The organism is Neobacillus drentensis (assembly GCF_036962125.1).
Lineage (GTDB): Bacteria > Bacillota > Bacilli > Bacillales > Cytobacillaceae > Neobacillus > Neobacillus drentensis_B.
This window is the reverse complement of record NZ_JBALOA010000024.1, coordinates 13,808-31,597: the sequence shown is the minus strand read 5'-3', so window position 1 is coordinate 31,597 and position 17,790 is coordinate 13,808. Positions and strand designations below refer to the sequence as shown.

Annotated in this window: 16 protein-coding genes; 14 read left to right on the top strand and 2 right to left on the bottom strand. The window is 39.9% G+C overall.

What is annotated here, in order from left to right; genetic code table 11:
• Nucleotides 1–25: 25 nt before the first annotated feature.
• Nucleotides 26–262 carry an ABC transporter gene (locus V7121_RS19470; RefSeq protein ID WP_335497449.1) on the bottom strand — a complete coding sequence of 79 codons (237 nt, stop codon included), beginning with the start codon at nucleotides 260–262 and terminating at the stop codon, nucleotides 26–28.
• A gap of 209 nt (nucleotides 263–471) precedes the next feature.
• Between V7121_RS19470 and V7121_RS19465 the strand changes: the two genes are divergently transcribed.
• The 6 genes from V7121_RS19465 to V7121_RS19440 all read left to right on the top strand — a co-directional run bounded on the left by V7121_RS19465 (nucleotide 472) and on the right by V7121_RS19440 (nucleotide 7,486).
• Nucleotides 472–1,422: a ribose-phosphate diphosphokinase gene (locus V7121_RS19465; protein ID WP_335497450.1), complete on the top strand. Its 951-nt coding sequence runs from the start codon at nucleotides 472–474 to the stop codon at nucleotides 1,420–1,422.
• 261 nt (nucleotides 1,423–1,683) lie between these two features.
• Nucleotides 1,684–3,246: an acyl-CoA synthetase gene (locus tag V7121_RS19460; protein ID WP_335497451.1), complete on the top strand. Its 1,563-nt coding sequence runs from the start codon at nucleotides 1,684–1,686 to the stop codon at nucleotides 3,244–3,246.
• Nucleotides 3,247–3,377: 131 nt separating this feature from the next.
• Nucleotides 3,378–4,772 carry an MATE family efflux transporter gene (locus V7121_RS19455; RefSeq protein ID WP_335497452.1) on the top strand — a complete coding sequence of 465 codons (1,395 nt, stop codon included), beginning with the start codon at nucleotides 3,378–3,380 and terminating at the stop codon, nucleotides 4,770–4,772.
• A 107-nt stretch (nucleotides 4,773–4,879) separates the two neighbouring features.
• On the top strand, nucleotides 4,880–5,809 hold the full coding sequence (locus tag V7121_RS19450; protein ID WP_335497453.1) for a carbohydrate kinase family protein: 930 nt from the start codon (nucleotides 4,880–4,882) through the stop codon (nucleotides 5,807–5,809).
• A 79-nt stretch (nucleotides 5,810–5,888) separates the two neighbouring features.
• Nucleotides 5,889–6,788, top strand: coding sequence for a formyltetrahydrofolate deformylase (gene purU, locus V7121_RS19445; protein ID WP_335497454.1), 900 nt, complete (start codon nucleotides 5,889–5,891; stop codon nucleotides 6,786–6,788).
• Nucleotides 6,789–7,000: 212 nt separating this feature from the next.
• The gene (locus tag V7121_RS19440) at nucleotides 7,001–7,486 is read left to right on the top strand and encodes a flavin reductase family protein (RefSeq protein ID WP_335497456.1); all 486 of its coding nucleotides are present in this window, start codon (nucleotides 7,001–7,003) and stop codon (nucleotides 7,484–7,486) included.
• 53 nt (nucleotides 7,487–7,539) lie between these two features.
• Here the strand turns inward: V7121_RS19440 and V7121_RS19435 are convergent, their stop codons facing one another.
• Entirely contained in the window at nucleotides 7,540–8,670 is a 1,131-nt protein-coding gene (locus tag V7121_RS19435; RefSeq protein ID WP_335497457.1) for a hypothetical protein, read from the bottom strand.
• Nucleotides 8,671–9,321: 651 nt separating this feature from the next.
• Between V7121_RS19435 and V7121_RS19430 the strand changes: the two genes are divergently transcribed.
• The 8 genes from V7121_RS19430 to V7121_RS19395 all read left to right on the top strand — a co-directional run bounded on the left by V7121_RS19430 (nucleotide 9,322) and on the right by V7121_RS19395 (nucleotide 17,724).
• Nucleotides 9,322–10,239 carry a VOC family protein gene (locus V7121_RS19430; protein ID WP_335497459.1) on the top strand — a complete coding sequence of 306 codons (918 nt, stop codon included), beginning with the start codon at nucleotides 9,322–9,324 and terminating at the stop codon, nucleotides 10,237–10,239.
• 55 nt (nucleotides 10,240–10,294) lie between these two features.
• Nucleotides 10,295–11,506 carry an acyl-CoA dehydrogenase family protein gene (locus V7121_RS19425; protein WP_335497460.1) on the top strand — a complete coding sequence of 404 codons (1,212 nt, stop codon included), beginning with the start codon at nucleotides 10,295–10,297 and terminating at the stop codon, nucleotides 11,504–11,506.
• A gap of 74 nt (nucleotides 11,507–11,580) precedes the next feature.
• The gene (locus tag V7121_RS19420; RefSeq protein WP_335497462.1) at nucleotides 11,581–12,450 is read left to right on the top strand and encodes an alpha/beta fold hydrolase; all 870 of its coding nucleotides are present in this window, start codon (nucleotides 11,581–11,583) and stop codon (nucleotides 12,448–12,450) included.
• Nucleotides 12,451–12,496: 46 nt separating this feature from the next.
• Nucleotides 12,497–13,993: an MFS transporter gene (locus tag V7121_RS19415; protein ID WP_335547513.1), complete on the top strand. Its 1,497-nt coding sequence runs from the start codon at nucleotides 12,497–12,499 to the stop codon at nucleotides 13,991–13,993.
• 67 nt (nucleotides 13,994–14,060) lie between these two features.
• Nucleotides 14,061–14,594 (top strand): TRAP transporter small permease, encoded by a 534-nt coding sequence (locus V7121_RS19410; protein ID WP_335497466.1) that lies wholly within the window; start codon nucleotides 14,061–14,063, stop codon nucleotides 14,592–14,594.
• Complete coding sequence (locus V7121_RS19405; protein WP_335497468.1) at nucleotides 14,584–15,888, top strand: TRAP transporter large permease; 1,305 nt, start codon at nucleotides 14,584–14,586, stop codon at nucleotides 15,886–15,888. The genes V7121_RS19410 and V7121_RS19405 overlap by 11 nt, the downstream gene beginning before the upstream one ends.
• 63 nt (nucleotides 15,889–15,951) lie before the next feature.
• Nucleotides 15,952–17,046, top strand: a complete 1,095-nt coding sequence (locus V7121_RS19400) for a TRAP transporter substrate-binding protein (RefSeq protein ID WP_335497470.1) — start codon at nucleotides 15,952–15,954, stop codon at nucleotides 17,044–17,046.
• A gap of 150 nt (nucleotides 17,047–17,196) precedes the next feature.
• Nucleotides 17,197–17,724, top strand: coding sequence for an FAD synthetase family protein (locus V7121_RS19395; protein ID WP_335547511.1), 528 nt, complete (start codon nucleotides 17,197–17,199; stop codon nucleotides 17,722–17,724).
• Nucleotides 17,725–17,790: the final 66 nt, after the last annotated feature.

The following is a 17,790-nucleotide window of genomic DNA, read 5'->3' as shown; positions in this document are numbered from 1 at the left end:
TGTAAAAAAATCTCTGGAATCAGTATTACCCTTTGCACTTACGCCACGCTTTTTTGAAAAGGCATAGTCCAAATATAAGAAAAGCAAGGAAACCAATTAATGCAATAAGGATAATTAAGAAATGTCCAAGGCCCCCTAAGCCGCCTAGTAACACAAAAAATTTAAAAATTACCCCATTAACTGCAAGGAGCAGCCAGATTACTCCTGTTAAGAATCCAAGGAAAATCCCAAAAATACTGCATGAAGAATGATCATGACCCATTGTAATTCACCTCCTGTAACGGTTGTTCAAGGTTATCTTATGCGGAAGATTGAAAGCTTGTTTTTAAAAAGTAAAAAATAGGCATAAAATAGACTATAGGAACGAATATTTCGTATTTCTACCATTGTTGAAATGATTATAGTAAAATAAGATGTGCAGTTTGGCATAACGATTAAAAAAAGAAATTGGAATAGTGTGGAGGATCTAAGGTGACTTATCAACAAAATAAACGATTTAAACTGTTTTCATTGAATTCAAATCAAACGCTGGCAACTGAAATGGCTGAATTATTGGGTTGTGAGTTAGGCAAATGCTCAGTCTCTCAGTTTAGTGATGGGGAGATTCAAATCCATATCGAAGAAAGTGTCCGTGGCAGCGAGGTTTATGTAGTTCAATCGACATCCTACCCTGTAAATGATAATATATTGCAGCTCCTTATCATGATTGATGCTTTAAAAAGAGCATCAGCTAGCATCATTAATGTAGTTATTCCTTATTATGGATATGGACGCCAAGACCGAAAAGCTCGTTCTCGTGAGCCGATCACGGCAAAATTAGTTGCCAACCTATTAGAAACGACAGGGGCAACTAGAATTCTTACCATGGACCTTCATACTTCACAAATTCAAGGATTTTTTGATATCCCTGTTGAGCATCTCTATGGTGTTCCAATCCTTGCGCAATATTTTCAAGAAAAAGGTTTGGATGATATAGTCATTGTTGCTCCGCATAATGGCAGTATTGGCCGAGCTAGAAAAGTCGCCAATCTTTTGCATGCTCCGATTGCCTTGATTGATAAAAGAAGGTTTGAAGAAAATGCAGAAGAAATCGTGAGTGTTGTTGGAAATGTGGAAGGGAAAAATGCCATTATTATCGACGATTTAGTCGATACAGGCTACACTATTTCTTTGGCTGCGCAAGCACTTGCACAAAATGGTGCCAAAACAATTTATGGCGGGTGTACCCATCCTGTGTTTACCGACAGAGCCATTGAAAAAATTGAATCATCACCAATTAAAGAATTAGTGGTAACGAATACAATTGAATTACCAAAGGGTATTGCAACTAGTAAAATAAAAACTATTTCAGTTGCTCCGTTACTTGTTGAAGCAATCGACCGCATTCATAATGAGAAAGCAGTAAGTCCATTATTTGAATAAGTTAACTTAAAGAAAACCAACTATTTCGTAGTTGGTTTTTTATTTTAATTTGAAAACGTTTTACAAACTATGACCAGATATTAATCCTAGGTAATTGAAAAAAACTCAGAGTCTAATTCATTTACAATGATTATTAAAGTGATATTATAGTAAGAGATAATAATATTTATATAGCTTGTATTAGTACCAGATACTAATTGTAATAACATGCACTGTTCCAAAGGAACTCATTAAACCTACCAAGATTGGAGTTTGACAACCGTGGACTTAAAATCATTAATCGCACCAGGACATTTTAATTTAGCTAGTGAAATCTCTAAACATGATTCTGAAAAAATTGCCTTGAGATGGGAAAATGAAGCAGGAGAAACGAAGACAATTTCATATGCTGAGCTCATTCGGAAAGCTAACAAATTAGCTAATGGTTTAACAAAATTAGGATTAATTAAAGGGGATCGGGTTGTGGTTATGACCACCCGTTTGATTGAATCTTACGTGATTTATTTAGCATGTTTAAAAGCAGGTCTTGTCATTAGTCCTTCTTCAGAATTGCTCCGCGCTAAGGACTTAGTTTATCGTTTAAATCATTCTGAAGCGAAAGCAGTTATTTCATATTCCCAGTTGGTTTCAGAGTTTGAAAATATAAGTGAAGACACACCTTTTTTACAATTTAAGATTGCTTTTGGAGAAGAGGTGCCAAATTGGCTGTCATTAGAAGAGTTAATGGAACAGGAATCAGACCTATTTACCGATGCCGATACCTTGAGTGAGGATTTTGCCTTTTTAGCTTATACATCTGGGACAACGGGACAGCCAAAAGGGGTGGTTCATAGTCATGGATGGGGCTATGCTCATTTAAGAATCGCTGCCTCCAAATGGCTGAATATTAGGGAGACAGATCTAGTTTGGGCTACTGCTTCACCAGGGTGGCAGAAGTGGGTCTGGAGTCCATTTTTATCCATATTGGGATCCGGTGCCACAGGTTATATCTATCATGGTAGGTTTAATCCACACAAATATTTACAGCTTCTGCAAAATAACCGGGTGAATGTGTTATGCTGCACACCTACTGAATACAGGATGATGGCTAAATTAGATGATCTTTCGAACTTTGATTTAGCTGGTTTACATACGGCTGTTTCTGCAGGTGAGGCACTAAATCGTGAGGTTATCGATGTGTTTAAAAAACAATTTAACATTTTAATCCGCGATGGATACGGTCAGACTGAAAGTACGTTATTGATTGCCAATTTAAATACTGATGAGAAAAAATTAGGATCAATGGGGCAGCCTTTGTTACAAAAATTTATTGAGGTAATTGATGATGATGGTCAACCGGCACCCATTAACCAGATCGGGACGATTGCGATTAGACGTGATTTCCCAGCTTTATTTAAGCAGTATTATAAGGATCCTGTTACTACAGCGTCATCCTATAGTGATCAATACTTTTTGACGGGTGACCGCGCGATGAAAGATGCGGATAACTATTATTGGTTCCAAGGAAGGAAAGATGATGTTATTATCAGCTCTGGTTATACGATTGGACCCTTTGAAGTAGAGGATGCCTTAATGAAACATCAATCGGTAAAAGAGTGCGCGGTCGTCGCCTTACCAGACCCGATTAGAGGAAACGTGGTTAAAGCATTTGTTGTGTTAAAAGAAGGGGTCTCTGGTACAACTGAATTAACACATGAATTACAGGCATTTGCGAAAAAATTAACAGCACCCTATAAGTACCCACGGGTGATTGAATATATCGACACACTGCCTAAAACTGATTCAGGAAAAATCCGTCGGATCGAATTGCGGACGAATCGCTAAATTAATATGGAAATTGATCAATCTGGCAGTTACTATGACATAATCAGCTAAGCCGTGGTATAATAAGCCACATGTTAATTTACAAATATTGTCGTTGATTGACCCAAAATCCATTAAAGAAGTGTTGTTTTATGAATAAATTAGAACTGAATATTAAGCCCAGGACGGTTTCTTTATTAGATAAGTATTTTACGGGGGAATCGATAGATTACAAGAAAATATTTGCGATTATCCTGCCAATATTTGTGGATCAGGCCTTTTTAGTATTAATGAGTTTATTAAATACAGCGATGATTAGTTCAGCTGGTATTGCTGCAGTTAGTGCGGTGAGTATGGTTGATTCATTAAATATTTTCTTGGTCAATGTATTTATTGCGATTGCAACTGGTGGAACCGTTATTGTAGCTCAATATAAAGGCAGCGGGAACGCAGCAATGGTCTCCAAAACTGCCACACAGGCGATAACGGCCGTTACGGTCTTTTCCGTCCTCATTAGTGCGCTTGTGATCATTTTTCATACAACAACCTTAAACCTACTATTTGGTAAAGCGGAAGCCGATGTATTCCAAAACGCAAGAATCTATCTCATCGGCAGCTGTCTTTCCTATCCATTCATCGCTATTTTTCAAGCTGTGACTGGCGCATTAAGAGGAGTAGGCGAGACCAAACCTTGCTTGCATTTATCTTTATTAATGAATTTATCAAATACGATTTTAAACGTATTGTTGATCACGATTTTTAAGATGGGTGTGGATGGGCTCGTGATTTCTACGATTCTAGCAAGAATTTTAGGAATGGCAGCGGCACTGGTCTATGTCATAAAATACAACGAGACCGTCCGTTTCAAGATAAAAAATGCCTTAAGAATCGATCTATCGATTCTTAAGAAAGTTATGTTTATTGGTCTGCCATTTGCAGCCGAACAGATTTTTTTCAATGGCGGAAAATTGCTTACACAAACTTTTATTGTTCAATTGGGAACTCTGTCCTTGACCGTTTATGCCATCGGTAATGCCATCGCCATGCTATTTCAAATCGGACCTAACTCGATTAGTATTGCCATTGTAACTATTGTTGGGCAATGTATGGGGCGGAGGAATATCACGGACGCTAGGAAATTTATATACTCGTTGATTGGACTTTCTTCGCTTGTTTTTGTTGTTGCCGCTCTGATATTAGTGCCCTTGTTTCCGGTATTAATCCAGCTGTTTCATCCGCCTGAAGAAATTATTCCAACCATTTTTACACTGATTTTAATCGCGGCGATTGCCCAGCCTCTCCTATGGTCGCCAAGTTTTATTATGCCCTCAGCCTTGCGTGCTGCCGGGGATTCGAACTTTACATCGATTGCCTCATTACTGTCGATGTGGCTGTTGCGGGTCATCCTTGGTTATATTTTAGGTATTACCTTAGGCTATGGGATTATTGGTGTCTGGGTGGCAATGATTGTCGAATGGGGAATGAGGGGGCTTATCTTTGGATGGCGCTTCAAAGGGAAAAAGTGGTATGCACATAAGCTCGTATAAGCCGCTATTAGAAAATGAATATAGCACTATTTAGAACCTCCCCAATTTTAAATTGAGGAGGTTTTCTCGTATAATCATCATAGATACATCTTTCAAGGAGGTCCGTCATGGATCAACAAGGAGTCATTTCTCTCGGAGAAGCATTTGTAGACTTTATTTCATTAGACCGTTCAAATACCAAATTCCAGCAGCTGCTGGGTGGCGCATCCGTTAATGTAGCTGTAGGTTCAAGAAGACTCGGAATTCCGTCCTATTATTTATGTAAATTAGGGACTGATGAAATGAGTCAGTTCGTAGAACAAGAATTCCAAAAAGAACGGGTGAATACTTCCTTTTCTGTTCGCACATCGAGTAAGAAAATTTGTGGTGTATATGTTCATATCAATGAAGGTGGTGATCGCTATTTTCATTCTTACGTGAATCCCACTCCCGATGAAGTATTAACTGAAGAAGAATTACGAAGGGAAGTTTTTGACGGAGCGAAGATTTTTTATTTTGGCTCAGGGACTCTTTTTCAAAAAAATGCAAAACAAACAACTGAAGCAGCGCTAAAATATGCCAAGGATGCTGGAAATATTATCGCCTTTGACGCTAACCTTCGTCTAAAGCGTTGGGAAAATGAAGAACATTGCCGTCAAACTGTCTCTTCTTTCCTTAAATATCCACATATAGTGAAGCTTGCGGAAGATGAGTTGTATTTTTTAACAGGAACCCATTCAATTGATGCTGGGATCGCTCAATTATCTGGTTGGAAGATTCCCTTTCTTTTTATAACGATGGGGAGCGAAGGGGCATGTGCTGTGATGGATGGTGAACAAATCTTTGTTCCTGCACCAGCTGTAAACGCAATCGATACAACTGGTGCGGGTGATGCATTTATGGCAGCACTATTGTATTGCTTTCACGAAAAAGGGGTGCCGACCAACCATTCCCTAGTAAAAGAGTACCTTCAATTTGCAAATAATATTGGAGCTGTAGCAACAACAGAGATTGGCTCGCTGTCTGCAAATTTTGATCCTGAGTATTTCCGCAGTTAGGAATTTTCTAAATAATAATTAACTAATTCGCCCAACTACTGTATAATGTGTAAAACAACGTTAGAGGAGTAATGCGGAAATGAATTCATATATAAAAGATCAAATTGAATTATTCCAAGATAAGAATAAGAACCGGGGCTGCCTTTTGGTTAGCTGCCCAGACCAACCAGGAATTGTTGCGGCGATTTCAAAATTTTTGTTTTCCTATAATGCGAATATTATCGAATCGAGTCAATATTCGACTAACCCTGAGGGCGGTACTTTCTTTATTCGGATTGAATTTGAATGTCCTGGTTTAAAGGAAAAAGCGAAAGGCATGGAGACCCATTTTGCTGAAATTGTTGAGGAGTTTTCGATGGAATGGAACTTTACGCATGCTTATCATGTGAAAAAAGCGGCCATCTTTGTTTCCAAGGAGCTTCATTGTTTACTAGAGCTATTATGGGAATGGCAAAGTGGAGATTTAATGGTCGATATTGCCCTCGTGATTAGTAATCATGAAACGGCAAGAGAGGTTGTTGAGGGACTGAACATTCCATTTTATTACGTTCCGGCCAACAAAGATATTCGTGGACAAGCTGAAGCCACACAACTTAAACTTTTAAAAGAGTATGAGATTGACTTTGTCGTTTTGGCTCGTTATATGCAAATTCTGTCTCCTACATTTGTTCAAGAAAACCCCAATAAGATTATTAATATTCACCATTCATTCTTACCAGCTTTTGTCGGCGCAAGACCTTATGAACGAGCCTTTGACCGCGGGGTTAAATTGATTGGTGCGACTTCCCATTATGTCACCAATGACCTGGATGAAGGACCGATTATAGAGCAAGATATTAGCCGCGTCGATCATCATGATAATGTCGACAGTTTGAAAAAAATTGGTCGAAGAATTGAACGAAGTGTATTGGCTCGAGCGGTTAAATGGCATATTGAAGACCGTATTATCGTCCATCAAAATAAAACGATCGTTTTCTAGAGAATCCCTTCATTAGGGATTTTTTCTTTAGTAGAATAATAGTTCAGAATATTGTTGACAATTACTCGTATGAGTAGTTAATATATTTTTAAACATTAACATCATGCGAATGCCATTCGATAATGTCAGATACAAATTGTCTCATCACGTTTATCAGTGGACTAACTATTTGATATGTAAGTGAAATTTGAACAAAGAAAGGGGTTTTTTAAATGGATGATCGTCAATTCCGTAATGCGATGGGGAAATTTGCAACAGGTGTAACGGTAATCGTAACAGAGGTGGATGGTGAACCACATGGCATGACAGTCAATGCATTTATGTCAGTTTCTCTAACACCGAAGCTTGTGGTGGTTTCGATTGGAGAGAATGCAAAAATTTTAAATAAAATAAAGGAAAGTCAAAAATTCACTGTTAATATCCTTGCTGCAGACCAACAAACAGTTTCTATGATTTTCGCAGGCCAGTTAAAGGAACACAATGGGGTTGATTTTGATCGACTTGGTGGTCAACCAGTGGTGCCGGGTGCCATCGTTCAAATTTCGTGTGAAGTATCAGCTGAACATGTGGAGGGTGATCACACATTATTTATTGGGAAAGTCACCGATATTCACCTTACTGAAGATTCCGAACCACTAATTTTCTATAGTGGACGCTATCGTTCACTCGCTGAAGTTACGCCAGTAGTGTCAAAATAAATATTGGAAAATAGTAATAAGCGAAGGGGAAAAATTCCCTTCGCTTATTTTTTTTAAAGCCAGGCAGTATCAAGGAAAGAATAGCTTTCGTAAACTCCCTGGTCATTAAAGTTTGTCAAAAGTTGATCAGGATATTCGATATCCACATACTTATACGATCTACCTTCGCGGATAAATTCTGCTTTTGAGATCATTTGATTTTCTAAAAACTCATCTAAAGCCTCTCTTATTAATTTTAAAGCTTTTCTTCGGTCCATTTGGTTCAAAACCAAATTGTTGATTAATTTATCCAAATTAAGACTTCGGCGATTTTTAATTAAACTGGTGAGAAGAGGGTATAACATCGCTGATATATTTGTTTTGAAATCTTGGAAGGTTAAGAGATTAATATGGACAATGTTTCCAAACGCTAGACCTTGATGCAAATGATCATTGAACCGAATGATCAACAATTTATTTTGCTGATTTGGCACTTGATCAATATGGATTAGGTAATGGGTAAGTGTGTTGCTTCGCTCATTTAATTTTTTATCTTCATAGTCCTCAATACTAATTGTGGTTCGTGAGAGTTTAATAATACTAGCACGAAGGATTTCATAGGTACCTCCATCGACATTCGCATTTATCACTCGACATAATTCGGGATACGTTAATCCAAAAGTTTTATTTCCTCCCTTGATTTCCCAAAGTTTTTGTAAACCGGCAAATGTTTTGAAATCGAAAGGAGTGAGATAGTCCCCTGTTTCTGAAGTATAGGTGATTTTCCGATAACCAGTTCTATTCTCTGTAATTTTGCCTTCGGAGTTTTTTAATTTTAATAAAGTGTGCTGCTTCGGAACAGACGCTGAAAAAATCGGTGCCTCGACGTAATTACGTTCAATAGGATGGGTTAACCGATTCTTATTTTCCTTTCGGAGTCGTAGAGCTTCTTCAATAATCCGTTTTTGGAGTTGGATAATCTTCCGTTCATTCGTTCCTTCTTCAGCAGTTTGCAGGTCAACTTTTATTTGATCCTCAACTAGTAGTAAATGGGTATTTTTCTCGTATTTCAATTTATCAGCATATTTCATCACAACATCTTGGGTGGTTACAATCTTTCGACTTCTATTTTTGCTTACTTTATTGACCATATGTTCAAATTCAATACATGCTTCCTCTAGGATATTATTTATTTTATATGACATCGATTACATCACCTCAGCCATTCGAATAATAAAAAATTAAAAATTTTTTATGTACCAATCTACTCCGATAAATAAAACCTCTTCTTTAAATGTATCTTCTAGCTCCTAAAATAACCCTATTGTTTCTATTAAAGTGCTATCTGACTCCGAAAGAATTAACCTTTTAATAGTGTTAATGTTGCAACCAACTCCATTTTACAAGGATTCTATATCCTTGGTAGGATAAACACATCCAATCGAGTTGTCAAAATTTTTGAACGATTTGGTATTTTGGAAAAACAACTTACCTCGATACTATGAAGAAAATCCTTTTCAGTTTTTATTTCGACAGGGTCGCCAAACCAATGTGGAAATAAAAACTTGTCCGGGGGTCATGTCTTTGATTTTAAAAATTATTTTATCACAGTGGTAAAAAAAGACAAAGACAATTTTCTCTTACGTGTGAATATTCGAAATATTTACTTGATTCGCGTAACCTGGTGTAGTTGTTTTTGTATTGGTAGGGAGGGGAATTGACAGCCTATTAATCTATCACTAGAATTTGGCAAGATCAAAAAGGGTAAGAGTTGTGCTGATGATGCAGCAAAATTGCTTTTCAAATTAATATTTTGTAAGCGGTTCCTAGTCACTTTTTAAAAGGGGGATTTGACCATGGTGGAAATTACCTGTTTGGGATATTCGGTTTTTGGTGTAAGCGATTTGAACGCTTGGGAAGAATTTGCTGTCGATATTCTAGGGCTGCAAGTGGGCCGGCGAGAAGAAAACCTGTTGACTCTTCGGATGGATCAGTATGAGCAACGGATTATCCTTGAGGAAAGCAACGATGATGACTTGTTGGTAGCCGGATGGGAGTTTGAAAACGAACAAGAGTTAGAACAGTTTGTCCAAAAGGTTGATGCAGCAGGTGTCGAGATAAATTATGGCGGGAAAGAATTGGAGAAACGAAGACGTGTGGAGAAGGTATATGTTTGTGACGATCCAAGTGGTAATTTCAAACATGAATTTTACTGCGGACCAGCCTTTGCACGGGCATCAAAACCTTTTCATTCTAAAGTATTGGTCGGATCTGGATTTGTGACGGGTCCACTCGGGATTGGTCATTTAGTACCAATTGCGAAAGATTATCAAGAGAGTGTGAAATTCTACCGCGATATTTTAGGGATGCGTATTTCTGATATTGTCCGAATTGAAGTAAAGCCTGGTGTTTTTGTAGATGGGGCCTTTTTCCATACAGTTACGGGTCGTCACCATACGATTGCTACGATGGAAGCACCACATCCAAAACGGATTCGACACACCATGTTACAAGTAGAAGACATGATGGACGTTGGATTGGCTTACGATCGCTGCTTAAAAGCCGGGTATGTTGCTAAGGGATTAGGTCAACATCCTAACGACAAGGCACTTTCTTTCTACATCAAGTCGCCGTCAGGCTTTGAAATTGAATACGGCTGGGGTGGAATCGTGATTGACGATAAGGAAGAATGGAAAGTGAAGGTCCACTATGAATCTAGCGCTTGGGGGCATAAACCAATTGCTCAAAAAACACTGGCGAAGGTGTCAGAGTAACTATTATCAACGAAATCCAATTTGAGGTTTTTAGATGAATAGGAGGAAGGTAACTATGACGATTCAGAAAGAAAAGATATCGGTAACCGCTGAAGAATTGGTACAGCGGGCTCAGGATATGATTCCATGGTTAAAGGAAAGGGCTGAGGAAACGGAGAATGCCCGCAAAGTTTCAGCTGAGACGATTGAAAAGTTTCGGAAAGCTGGTTTTTTTAAAATAACTCAACCTCGACGTTGGGGTGGGTACGAAATGGACCTTGATGTGTTTTGTCGAGTGCTGATGGAGATTGGGCGGGGCTGTCCTAGCTCTGCGTGGAACCTGGCAGTTCTTGGGGTTCACAATTGGGAAATGGGTCTGCTTCCGGAAGCAGCAGAGGATATTTGGAATCAAAATAGTAATGCGCTGATTGGGTCTGCCTATGCTCCGGTCGGAAAAGCAACAAAGGTAGATGGCGGCTGGATTCTAACCGGTCAATGGCCAACGTCTAGCGGTTGTGATCATACCCAGTGGACGATTGTGGGGGCATATGTGGCCAGTGAGGACGATTCCAAGCCAGATCATCGAGCTTTCCTAGTACCAAAAAGCGAATATACGATTCTTGACAACTGGTACGTGTTTGGTTTGAAGGGAACGGGTAGTAAGAGTGTCATTATTGATAATGTCTTTGTCCCGGATCATCGTACACATAGTATTATCGACCAGCCTTGGTCAGATCGTCCTAGCTTGTACCAACTTCATCAAACCTTTGTTTTCTTTGCTTGTATTTCATCGGGTGTGATTGGGTTTGCACAAGGAGCCATTGATCATTTTATGGAACATATGAAAACACGGACAACCATTCGTAAAACCAATACTGGAGGGAACAAGGCCTCACAAAGTCCTTATGTGAAAGACCGCCTTGGCAATGCCGTTCTAAATGTGCGTTCGGCAAGAGCTAGATTGCTGCAAGCAGTCAGAGAGGCAACTGCCTATGTCAATCGGGGAGAAAAGGTTCCAGAAGGTGAATATGTCCACTTTGTTCTCGATACCGCAAGTGTGGGTCAGGAATGTGTAGATGCCGTTATATTACTTCAAAGGGCTCTGGGGGCACGTGGGGTTTACTCTTCAAGTCCGATTCAACGAATCTTACGAGATACTTTGGCTGCTGCCTGTCATGGGACACAAAATTCCGATGATACTGCCGGGACTCTGGGGGGATATCTACTGGGTGAAGGAATACCGCCAAGACTATTCAATTTGGATGGTTACACACCTGAATCTCTTTAATGGAAATATAGCTGACGCTTAAATTCTTATATAAATATAAATCTGATTATTTTGATGAAGGGGAGAGCAAATCAATGACTATGGTAATCACGGAAGAATCGACAAGTAGATACGTTCAGCTAGGAGACATGAAACTCCATTACCACGAAGCAGGAGAAGGAGAGGCTATCATTATGCTGCACGGAGGCGGACCAGGTGCTGGTGGCTGGAGTAATTATTCCCGAAATATTGGTCCACTTGCGGAAAAGGGATATCGCGTCATTTTACCTGATTGTCCAGGTTTCCATAAATCTGGACCGATCGTAACAGCGGAACCTCGGAGACTGGTTCATGCAAGGGCAGTCGTGGAATTAATGGACGCTCTCGATATCCAGAAGGCCCACGTTGTTGGAAACTCATTGGGAGGACAAAGTGCGATTGCCTTTGCCTTAGAATACCCAGAACGTTTGGACAAATTAATCTTGATGGGTCCGGGAGGCTTCTTGGGTCCAAGTCTTTTCAATCCTATGCCGACAGAAGGAACGAAACTCTTATTCAATGTTTTTCAAGACTATGAGCATCCGAATTTTGAAAAATTTAATACATTAATGAAGCTATTTGTCTATGATTCTAGTGAACTTACCGAAGAACTAGTTCAAAGCCGGTTTGAAAGTATGCTGAGCAATGACTGCGAGCATCTTAGGAATTTTGTGAAGAGCAGGGAGTTAGCTCCACCGGATGGATTGTTTACGGATATCACACCGCGAATTAAAGAAATACAGGCAAAGTCCTTAGTTATTTGGGGAAGGGATGACCGGTTTGTTTCATTAGATCATGCATTGAAACTTATTTGGGAATTGCCAGACGCCAGATTGCATATCTTTGCCCAATGCGGACACTGGGCCCAGTGGGAAAAGGCTGATGAATTTAACCGCTTACTCGCCGATTTCTTAACAAATGAGTAGGTCTCCTCTGTCGAGATAACTCTTCGAATGAGGAGAGAGAGGATGAATGATGGCAGAAAAAGCTTACGACAAAGTGGCGCTCGAGAATCACATGAGTTCGGAGAAAGGGACAGTGGCCGACCCGCGTAGATGGTGGATTTTAGCCATTGTCTCGATTGGAACATTTTTGACCAATCTGGATGTCAGTATTACGAGTATTGCGCTGCCGACCCTAAGTGCCGAATTCCATGTGACCATTACAGTCGTACAATGGGTCATGTCCGCTTATCTTCTGACAATTTGTGCGCTGCTGCCGATTGCAGGAAAACTTTCCGATCTATTGGGCAAAGGCCGATTGTACAATTTTGGTTTTTTAATCTTCACGGTTGGTTCATGCCTGAGTGCCCTGTCGTTTTCATTTATCATGCTGATTGGAGCCAAGATAATTCAAGCCCTTGGCGGGGTATTGGTGATGGCGAACACCCAGGCTATTGTAGCGGTCACATTTGAAGCCAAGGAGCGTGGCAGAGCACTGGGTATTGCAGGAATTGCTGTATCATTGGGTGTATTAAGCGGACCTGGACTAGGCGGATTCCTTATAGAACATTTCGGGTGGCCGTCGATTTTTTTGGTTAATGTTCCGATTGGTCTTTTGGGATTTGCCGCAGGTCTATGGGTCATGCCGAAGGACCGGACCAATCAAACAAGAGAGCCTTTTGATTATTGTGGTTCGGTCCTTTTTATGACCGGAATGACAACACTCCTCTACACAGTTTCTTCAACGGAAAATCAAGGCTGGACATCGTGGCAGACCATAATCGGCCTCCTAGGGTCTACAGTGGTTTTGGGGTTATTCTATCTCTGGGAGAAAAGGACAGCCTACCCGATGCTGGATTTTTCCTTATTTCGAATTAAAGAGTTTCAAACAAGTATTGTGACGGCCTATCTTTCGGTCGTGGCAATGTATTGCGTGATTATCTTAATGCCATTTTATCTACAAGATGTCCTGTTATTGTCACCTGGGGCAACTGGTTATGTGATGGTTGCTTATCCGTTGTTGATGGGAGTGACCGCACCGCTTGCCGGCTGGTTATCGGATCGGTTTGGCTCGTATCTTTTGACCTCTGTTGGTCTTGTGATAATTGGCCTTGGTTTTGTTGCACTTACTTTTTTATCAATTGAGAATAGCCTCTGGCAGGTAGCGGGGAATATCGCCATCTTTGGTATCGGTCAAGGGATGTTTCAACCTTCGAATAATTCCAGTCTAATGGGGGCGGTGCCGCGGACGAAGGTTGGATTGGCAGGTGGGTTGAACGCGTTGACTCGTAATATCGGCATGGTAACGGGGATTTCTTTTGCGGTTTCCTTGTTTACGTTTCGCTTACGGAATACGGGAGGGACAGCGAATATGGAAGAGTTGAGTACTGTTCCTCCAGAATTATTTATGAGTGCATTAGATACAGTATTTTGGGGTGCCGCACTATTGAGTGCCGCTGGGGTCGCAGTTTCCTTACTAAGAGGTGAACCCGACAAGCTGCACCAGAAAGATGAAGAGCATCACTGACTTTTTCTATATTGGTCAAAAACAATAGTTTGTTAATCGTCATTTTTTTATGGCAGGAGGAGAGTAAGTGGTCGTTATATCGAAAGTACTTGACACTTTGACTCGTATCACTTTATGGATTGCATCGTTTGTTCTAGTCATTATGATGCTGGCCATTGTTGTTGGCGTAGTGTTTCAGTTTTTGGGGCATCCGATAGTGGGCGCTGTTGAGGTTGTTCAGATTTTACTAATCGGACTGATTATGTTCACTTTTGCTTACACGGAAGCTGGGGACAAACATATTAAGATAGGCATCATCGTCGACCACTTACCAAAATGGATTCAAAACACGATTGATCTGTTTGGAAATTTTGCAACTGCTGTCCTTTGCTTCATTATTGCCTATATTTTTATGGGTTCAGCCCTCCATGATTTTCAAATAACCAAAGAAGAAACGTTAATGCTGGAGTTTCCAATCTACATTCTAAAATTTGTTGTCTCTTTAGGTTTTTTAGTCTGGGGATTGGAAGCGCTTAACAGGATGATTAAATATTTTAGCGGGATTGAGAAAGAGGCAGCAATGATCGAACTAGGAAGGGAGGAAAACAGCAATGTCGGCTGAAATGGTAGGAATATTGGCACTGGTTGTTATGTTAGTTCTTATGATGCTGCGTGTACCAATCGTCATTTCGATGATGTTACCAGCGGTTATCGGTATTTTTTACCTTAGGGATTGGACAGTTTTAGCTACTTCAGTGGAATCCAATATTTGGACCCACAGCTTTAGTTATTCGCTAAGTGTCATCCCGATGTTCTTATGGATGGGTGAAATGCTTACTTTTACAGGAATTAGTAGTGAGCTATATTCAACATTCCAAAAATGGCTGGGCAGATTTAAAGGTGGATTAAGTATGGCGACAATTGGCGCTTCCGCTGTATTCGCGGCGGCATCAGGTTCCAGTATCGCAAACACAGCGACGATTGGCCAGATGGCTGCGAAGGAAATGATGAATAATAAATATGATAACAGCTTAGCTGGAGGTTCAATTGTCGCTGGAGGAACCTTAGGTATTTTAATACCGCCAAGTTCATTCCTGATTGTCTACGGCATGCTGACAGAAGAATCGATTGGGAATCTGCTTTTAGCGGCGATTATTCCAGGGGTTTTGCTGGCACTTCTTTTCATCCTTACGATCTACATTGCCGTCTTATCCAAATCAGAATTGGCCCCTAAAGGGGAAAAGGTCTCTTGGAAGGAACGGATTATCTCCTTAAAAAGTACGATGTGGATTCTTGTCTTATTTATTATTGTCATCGGCGGCATGTTTATCGGACTATTTGGCCCAACAGAAGCAGCAGGAATAGGTGCCATGTGTTCTACAATAATCGCTGCTGCCAAAAGGAAGCTGACCTGGTCAATTTTCACAGAAACCATTTTGAGAACGGTTCGTAATTCTGGATTTATCTATGCCATCCTCCTGTCAGGGTTTCTTTTTAGTTATCTGTTAGCCATTTCTAAAGTGCCAATCGCAGCATCATCATTTCTGTTAGGTTTGGATATTTCACCGTTAGCGATGTTTACCCTTATTGTCATTATGTATATTCTGTTGGGAATGGTGATGGATTCCTTAGCAGCTGTTGTTATAACGGTGCCATTTGTTATACCGATTATGAGTTCTTTAGGACATGATTTGGTTTGGTTCGGTATTGTGCTCTGTATTTTAGTAGAAATGGCCCTCATTTCACCGCCGTATGGAATGAACATTATGGTTTTAAACGGGACGGTGCCCGAATTGAAGATTGGCAAAATTTATAAAGGTGCTACTTTATTTTTACTGCCAATGTTAGTCATCATCGTCTTACTTTACATGTTCCCGGAAATTGCTCTGTGGCTTCCTAGTCAAATGATCGGATAGAGAAAGTAAAAGTTAATTTGTGTAGATTTTGACTAAACCTATTAAAGGAAGGTGCAAGTACGTATGAAAAAATGGAACAAATTAATTAAAATGGGAAGTTTCTTGATGGCACTCACACTAGTGTTAGCTGCTTGCGGCGGTGGTAAAGAAACAAATGGGAATGCTTCAGATTCCAAGGGTAATAATTCTAAAGTCATTGAATTAAATGTCAATAATACGGGACCAAGTACTGGCATTTATGCCACGGGGGTATTTGAGCCATGGAAGAAGCTTGTCGAAGAAAAAACGAACGGAAGAGTGAAAGTAAACTTGTATCATGGCAGTGCACTTGGTGGGACCGACACCGTTTTAAATGATGTAAAAGGCGGTGTGTATGAGGTCGGATTGGTTTGGACCCCGTATGTGATGCAATCTGAATTGTTTCCTTTAACGATAGGTGACCTTCCTTTTGCAGGATCGGACGATATTAAAAAAAATAATGAAATCGTTAATAAATTTGCAGGAAAATATATACAGGATATGGGGAAAGATGTCCAGATAATGGGGATTTCAGCAGCAGTTCCTTCCTATATATTTAGCACGAAACCAATTAAGAAATTTGAATCGCTAAAAAACAAAAAAATCCGTGCGGTTGGCAGCAGTGAGGCAGATACGATCAAAGCGTGGGGAGCCGTTCCAGTTTCTGTAACGGCAGAAGAGCATTATGAATCTCTTCAAAAAGGAATTATAGACATAAGTGTTACTTCTTTAAGCAGAGCGATTGATACATCCCTAAATGAAGTAGTTCCATATGTAGTCGATCTTCCTTATAAGGCGATTCAAATGGTACCGGTTATGAATAAGACTATTTATGATCAGCTCCCGGATGATTTGAAAACATTGTTTAAAGATGACTTGAATCCTGCCTTGGCGCAATTGGTGTTGGACGTCCAAATCGAAGATAATAGCACCTCGATGAAGAAGTTTACTGATATTGTAAAAGGAAAAGGTGGAGTAACTACCTTGGCGGATAAAGATATCGAATCTCTCAAAAGTAAGTCCAAGGTAGCGTGGGATGCCTGGGTCGAAGACGCTAATAAGAAAGGCTATAATGGAAAGGAAATGATGAAAGAATATCAGGATTTATTAAAAGAAGCGGGCGTGGACCTACCGTTTTAATCAGTAAACAGAACCTTTTAACTAAATTATTAAGAGAGAGTCTGCGATTGTTATAAGAGACTGAGGTGAACGACTCATTGGAATAGCTTGTCATCAATTTTCAAACGAACCGTTCGCTTCAGTTATCTTGAGAAAGAGGGGTGTGATATATTGAAAATTCACACTTTTGACACGTTACAATTATCAGCTTCGATTGTGGCAATCGGTGGATTTGATGGTGTGCATAAAGGTCATCAAAAATTAATTAACAGTGCACGTCGTCATGCGGAGAATCTTCAAATACCTTTTGTTGTTTATACTTTTGATCCCCCGCCTAGGGTGTTTTTTCAAGAAGTGAGACTTTTAACTCCCTTGCCTGAGAAACTAAATAGACTAAGATGTTTGGGTGTCCAACATGTTGTAATTGCACCATTTGACACTCTATATGCATCGCGCAAAGCAGGGGACTTTCATGATGAACTCCAAAAATTAAATCCACTCGGAATATGGGTCGGAAATGACTTTAAATATGGTGTCAAACGGAAGGGAAATGTTGACTTATTAAAAGAAGAATTTGCCGTTCATATTTTAGAGCCGGTAAGGTGTGCCTCTGGGGAAATCATCTCATCGAGTCGCATTCGTAAACTTTTCGAAGATAAAGTCCAATCAGAAGCAAAGCAGTTATTGGGTTGGGATTAATAAATAGATTTTAAGTAAGTCCCTTCATTAGGGATTTTTTTGTTTAAAATGACTTTTTCTATTTTT

Bases quoted from the DNA above. Each gene is read 5' to 3' on its own strand.
- V7121_RS19470 (WP_335497449.1), bottom strand. From the start codon at position 262: ATGGGTCATGATCATTCTTCATGCAGTATTTTTGGGATTTTCCTTGGA.
- V7121_RS19455 (WP_335497452.1), top strand. From the start codon at position 3,378: ATGAATAAATTAGAACTGAATATTAAGCCCAGGACGGTTTCTTTATTA.
- V7121_RS19450 (WP_335497453.1), top strand. From the start codon at position 4,880: ATGGATCAACAAGGAGTCATTTCTCTCGGAGAAGCATTTGTAGACTTT.
- purU (WP_335497454.1), top strand. From the start codon at position 5,889: ATGAATTCATATATAAAAGATCAAATTGAATTATTCCAAGATAAGAAT.
- V7121_RS19440 (WP_335497456.1), top strand. From the start codon at position 7,001: ATGGATGATCGTCAATTCCGTAATGCGATGGGGAAATTTGCAACAGGT.
- V7121_RS19435 (WP_335497457.1), bottom strand. From the start codon at position 8,670: ATGTCATATAAAATAAATAATATCCTAGAGGAAGCATGTATTGAATTT.
- V7121_RS19430 (WP_335497459.1), top strand. From the start codon at position 9,322: ATGGTGGAAATTACCTGTTTGGGATATTCGGTTTTTGGTGTAAGCGAT.
- V7121_RS19425 (WP_335497460.1), top strand. From the start codon at position 10,295: ATGACGATTCAGAAAGAAAAGATATCGGTAACCGCTGAAGAATTGGTA.
- V7121_RS19420 (WP_335497462.1), top strand. From the start codon at position 11,581: ATGACTATGGTAATCACGGAAGAATCGACAAGTAGATACGTTCAGCTA.
- V7121_RS19415 (WP_335547513.1), top strand. From the start codon at position 12,497: ATGATGGCAGAAAAAGCTTACGACAAAGTGGCGCTCGAGAATCACATG.
- V7121_RS19405 (WP_335497468.1), top strand. From the start codon at position 14,584: ATGTCGGCTGAAATGGTAGGAATATTGGCACTGGTTGTTATGTTAGTT.
- V7121_RS19400 (WP_335497470.1), top strand. From the start codon at position 15,952: ATGAAAAAATGGAACAAATTAATTAAAATGGGAAGTTTCTTGATGGCA.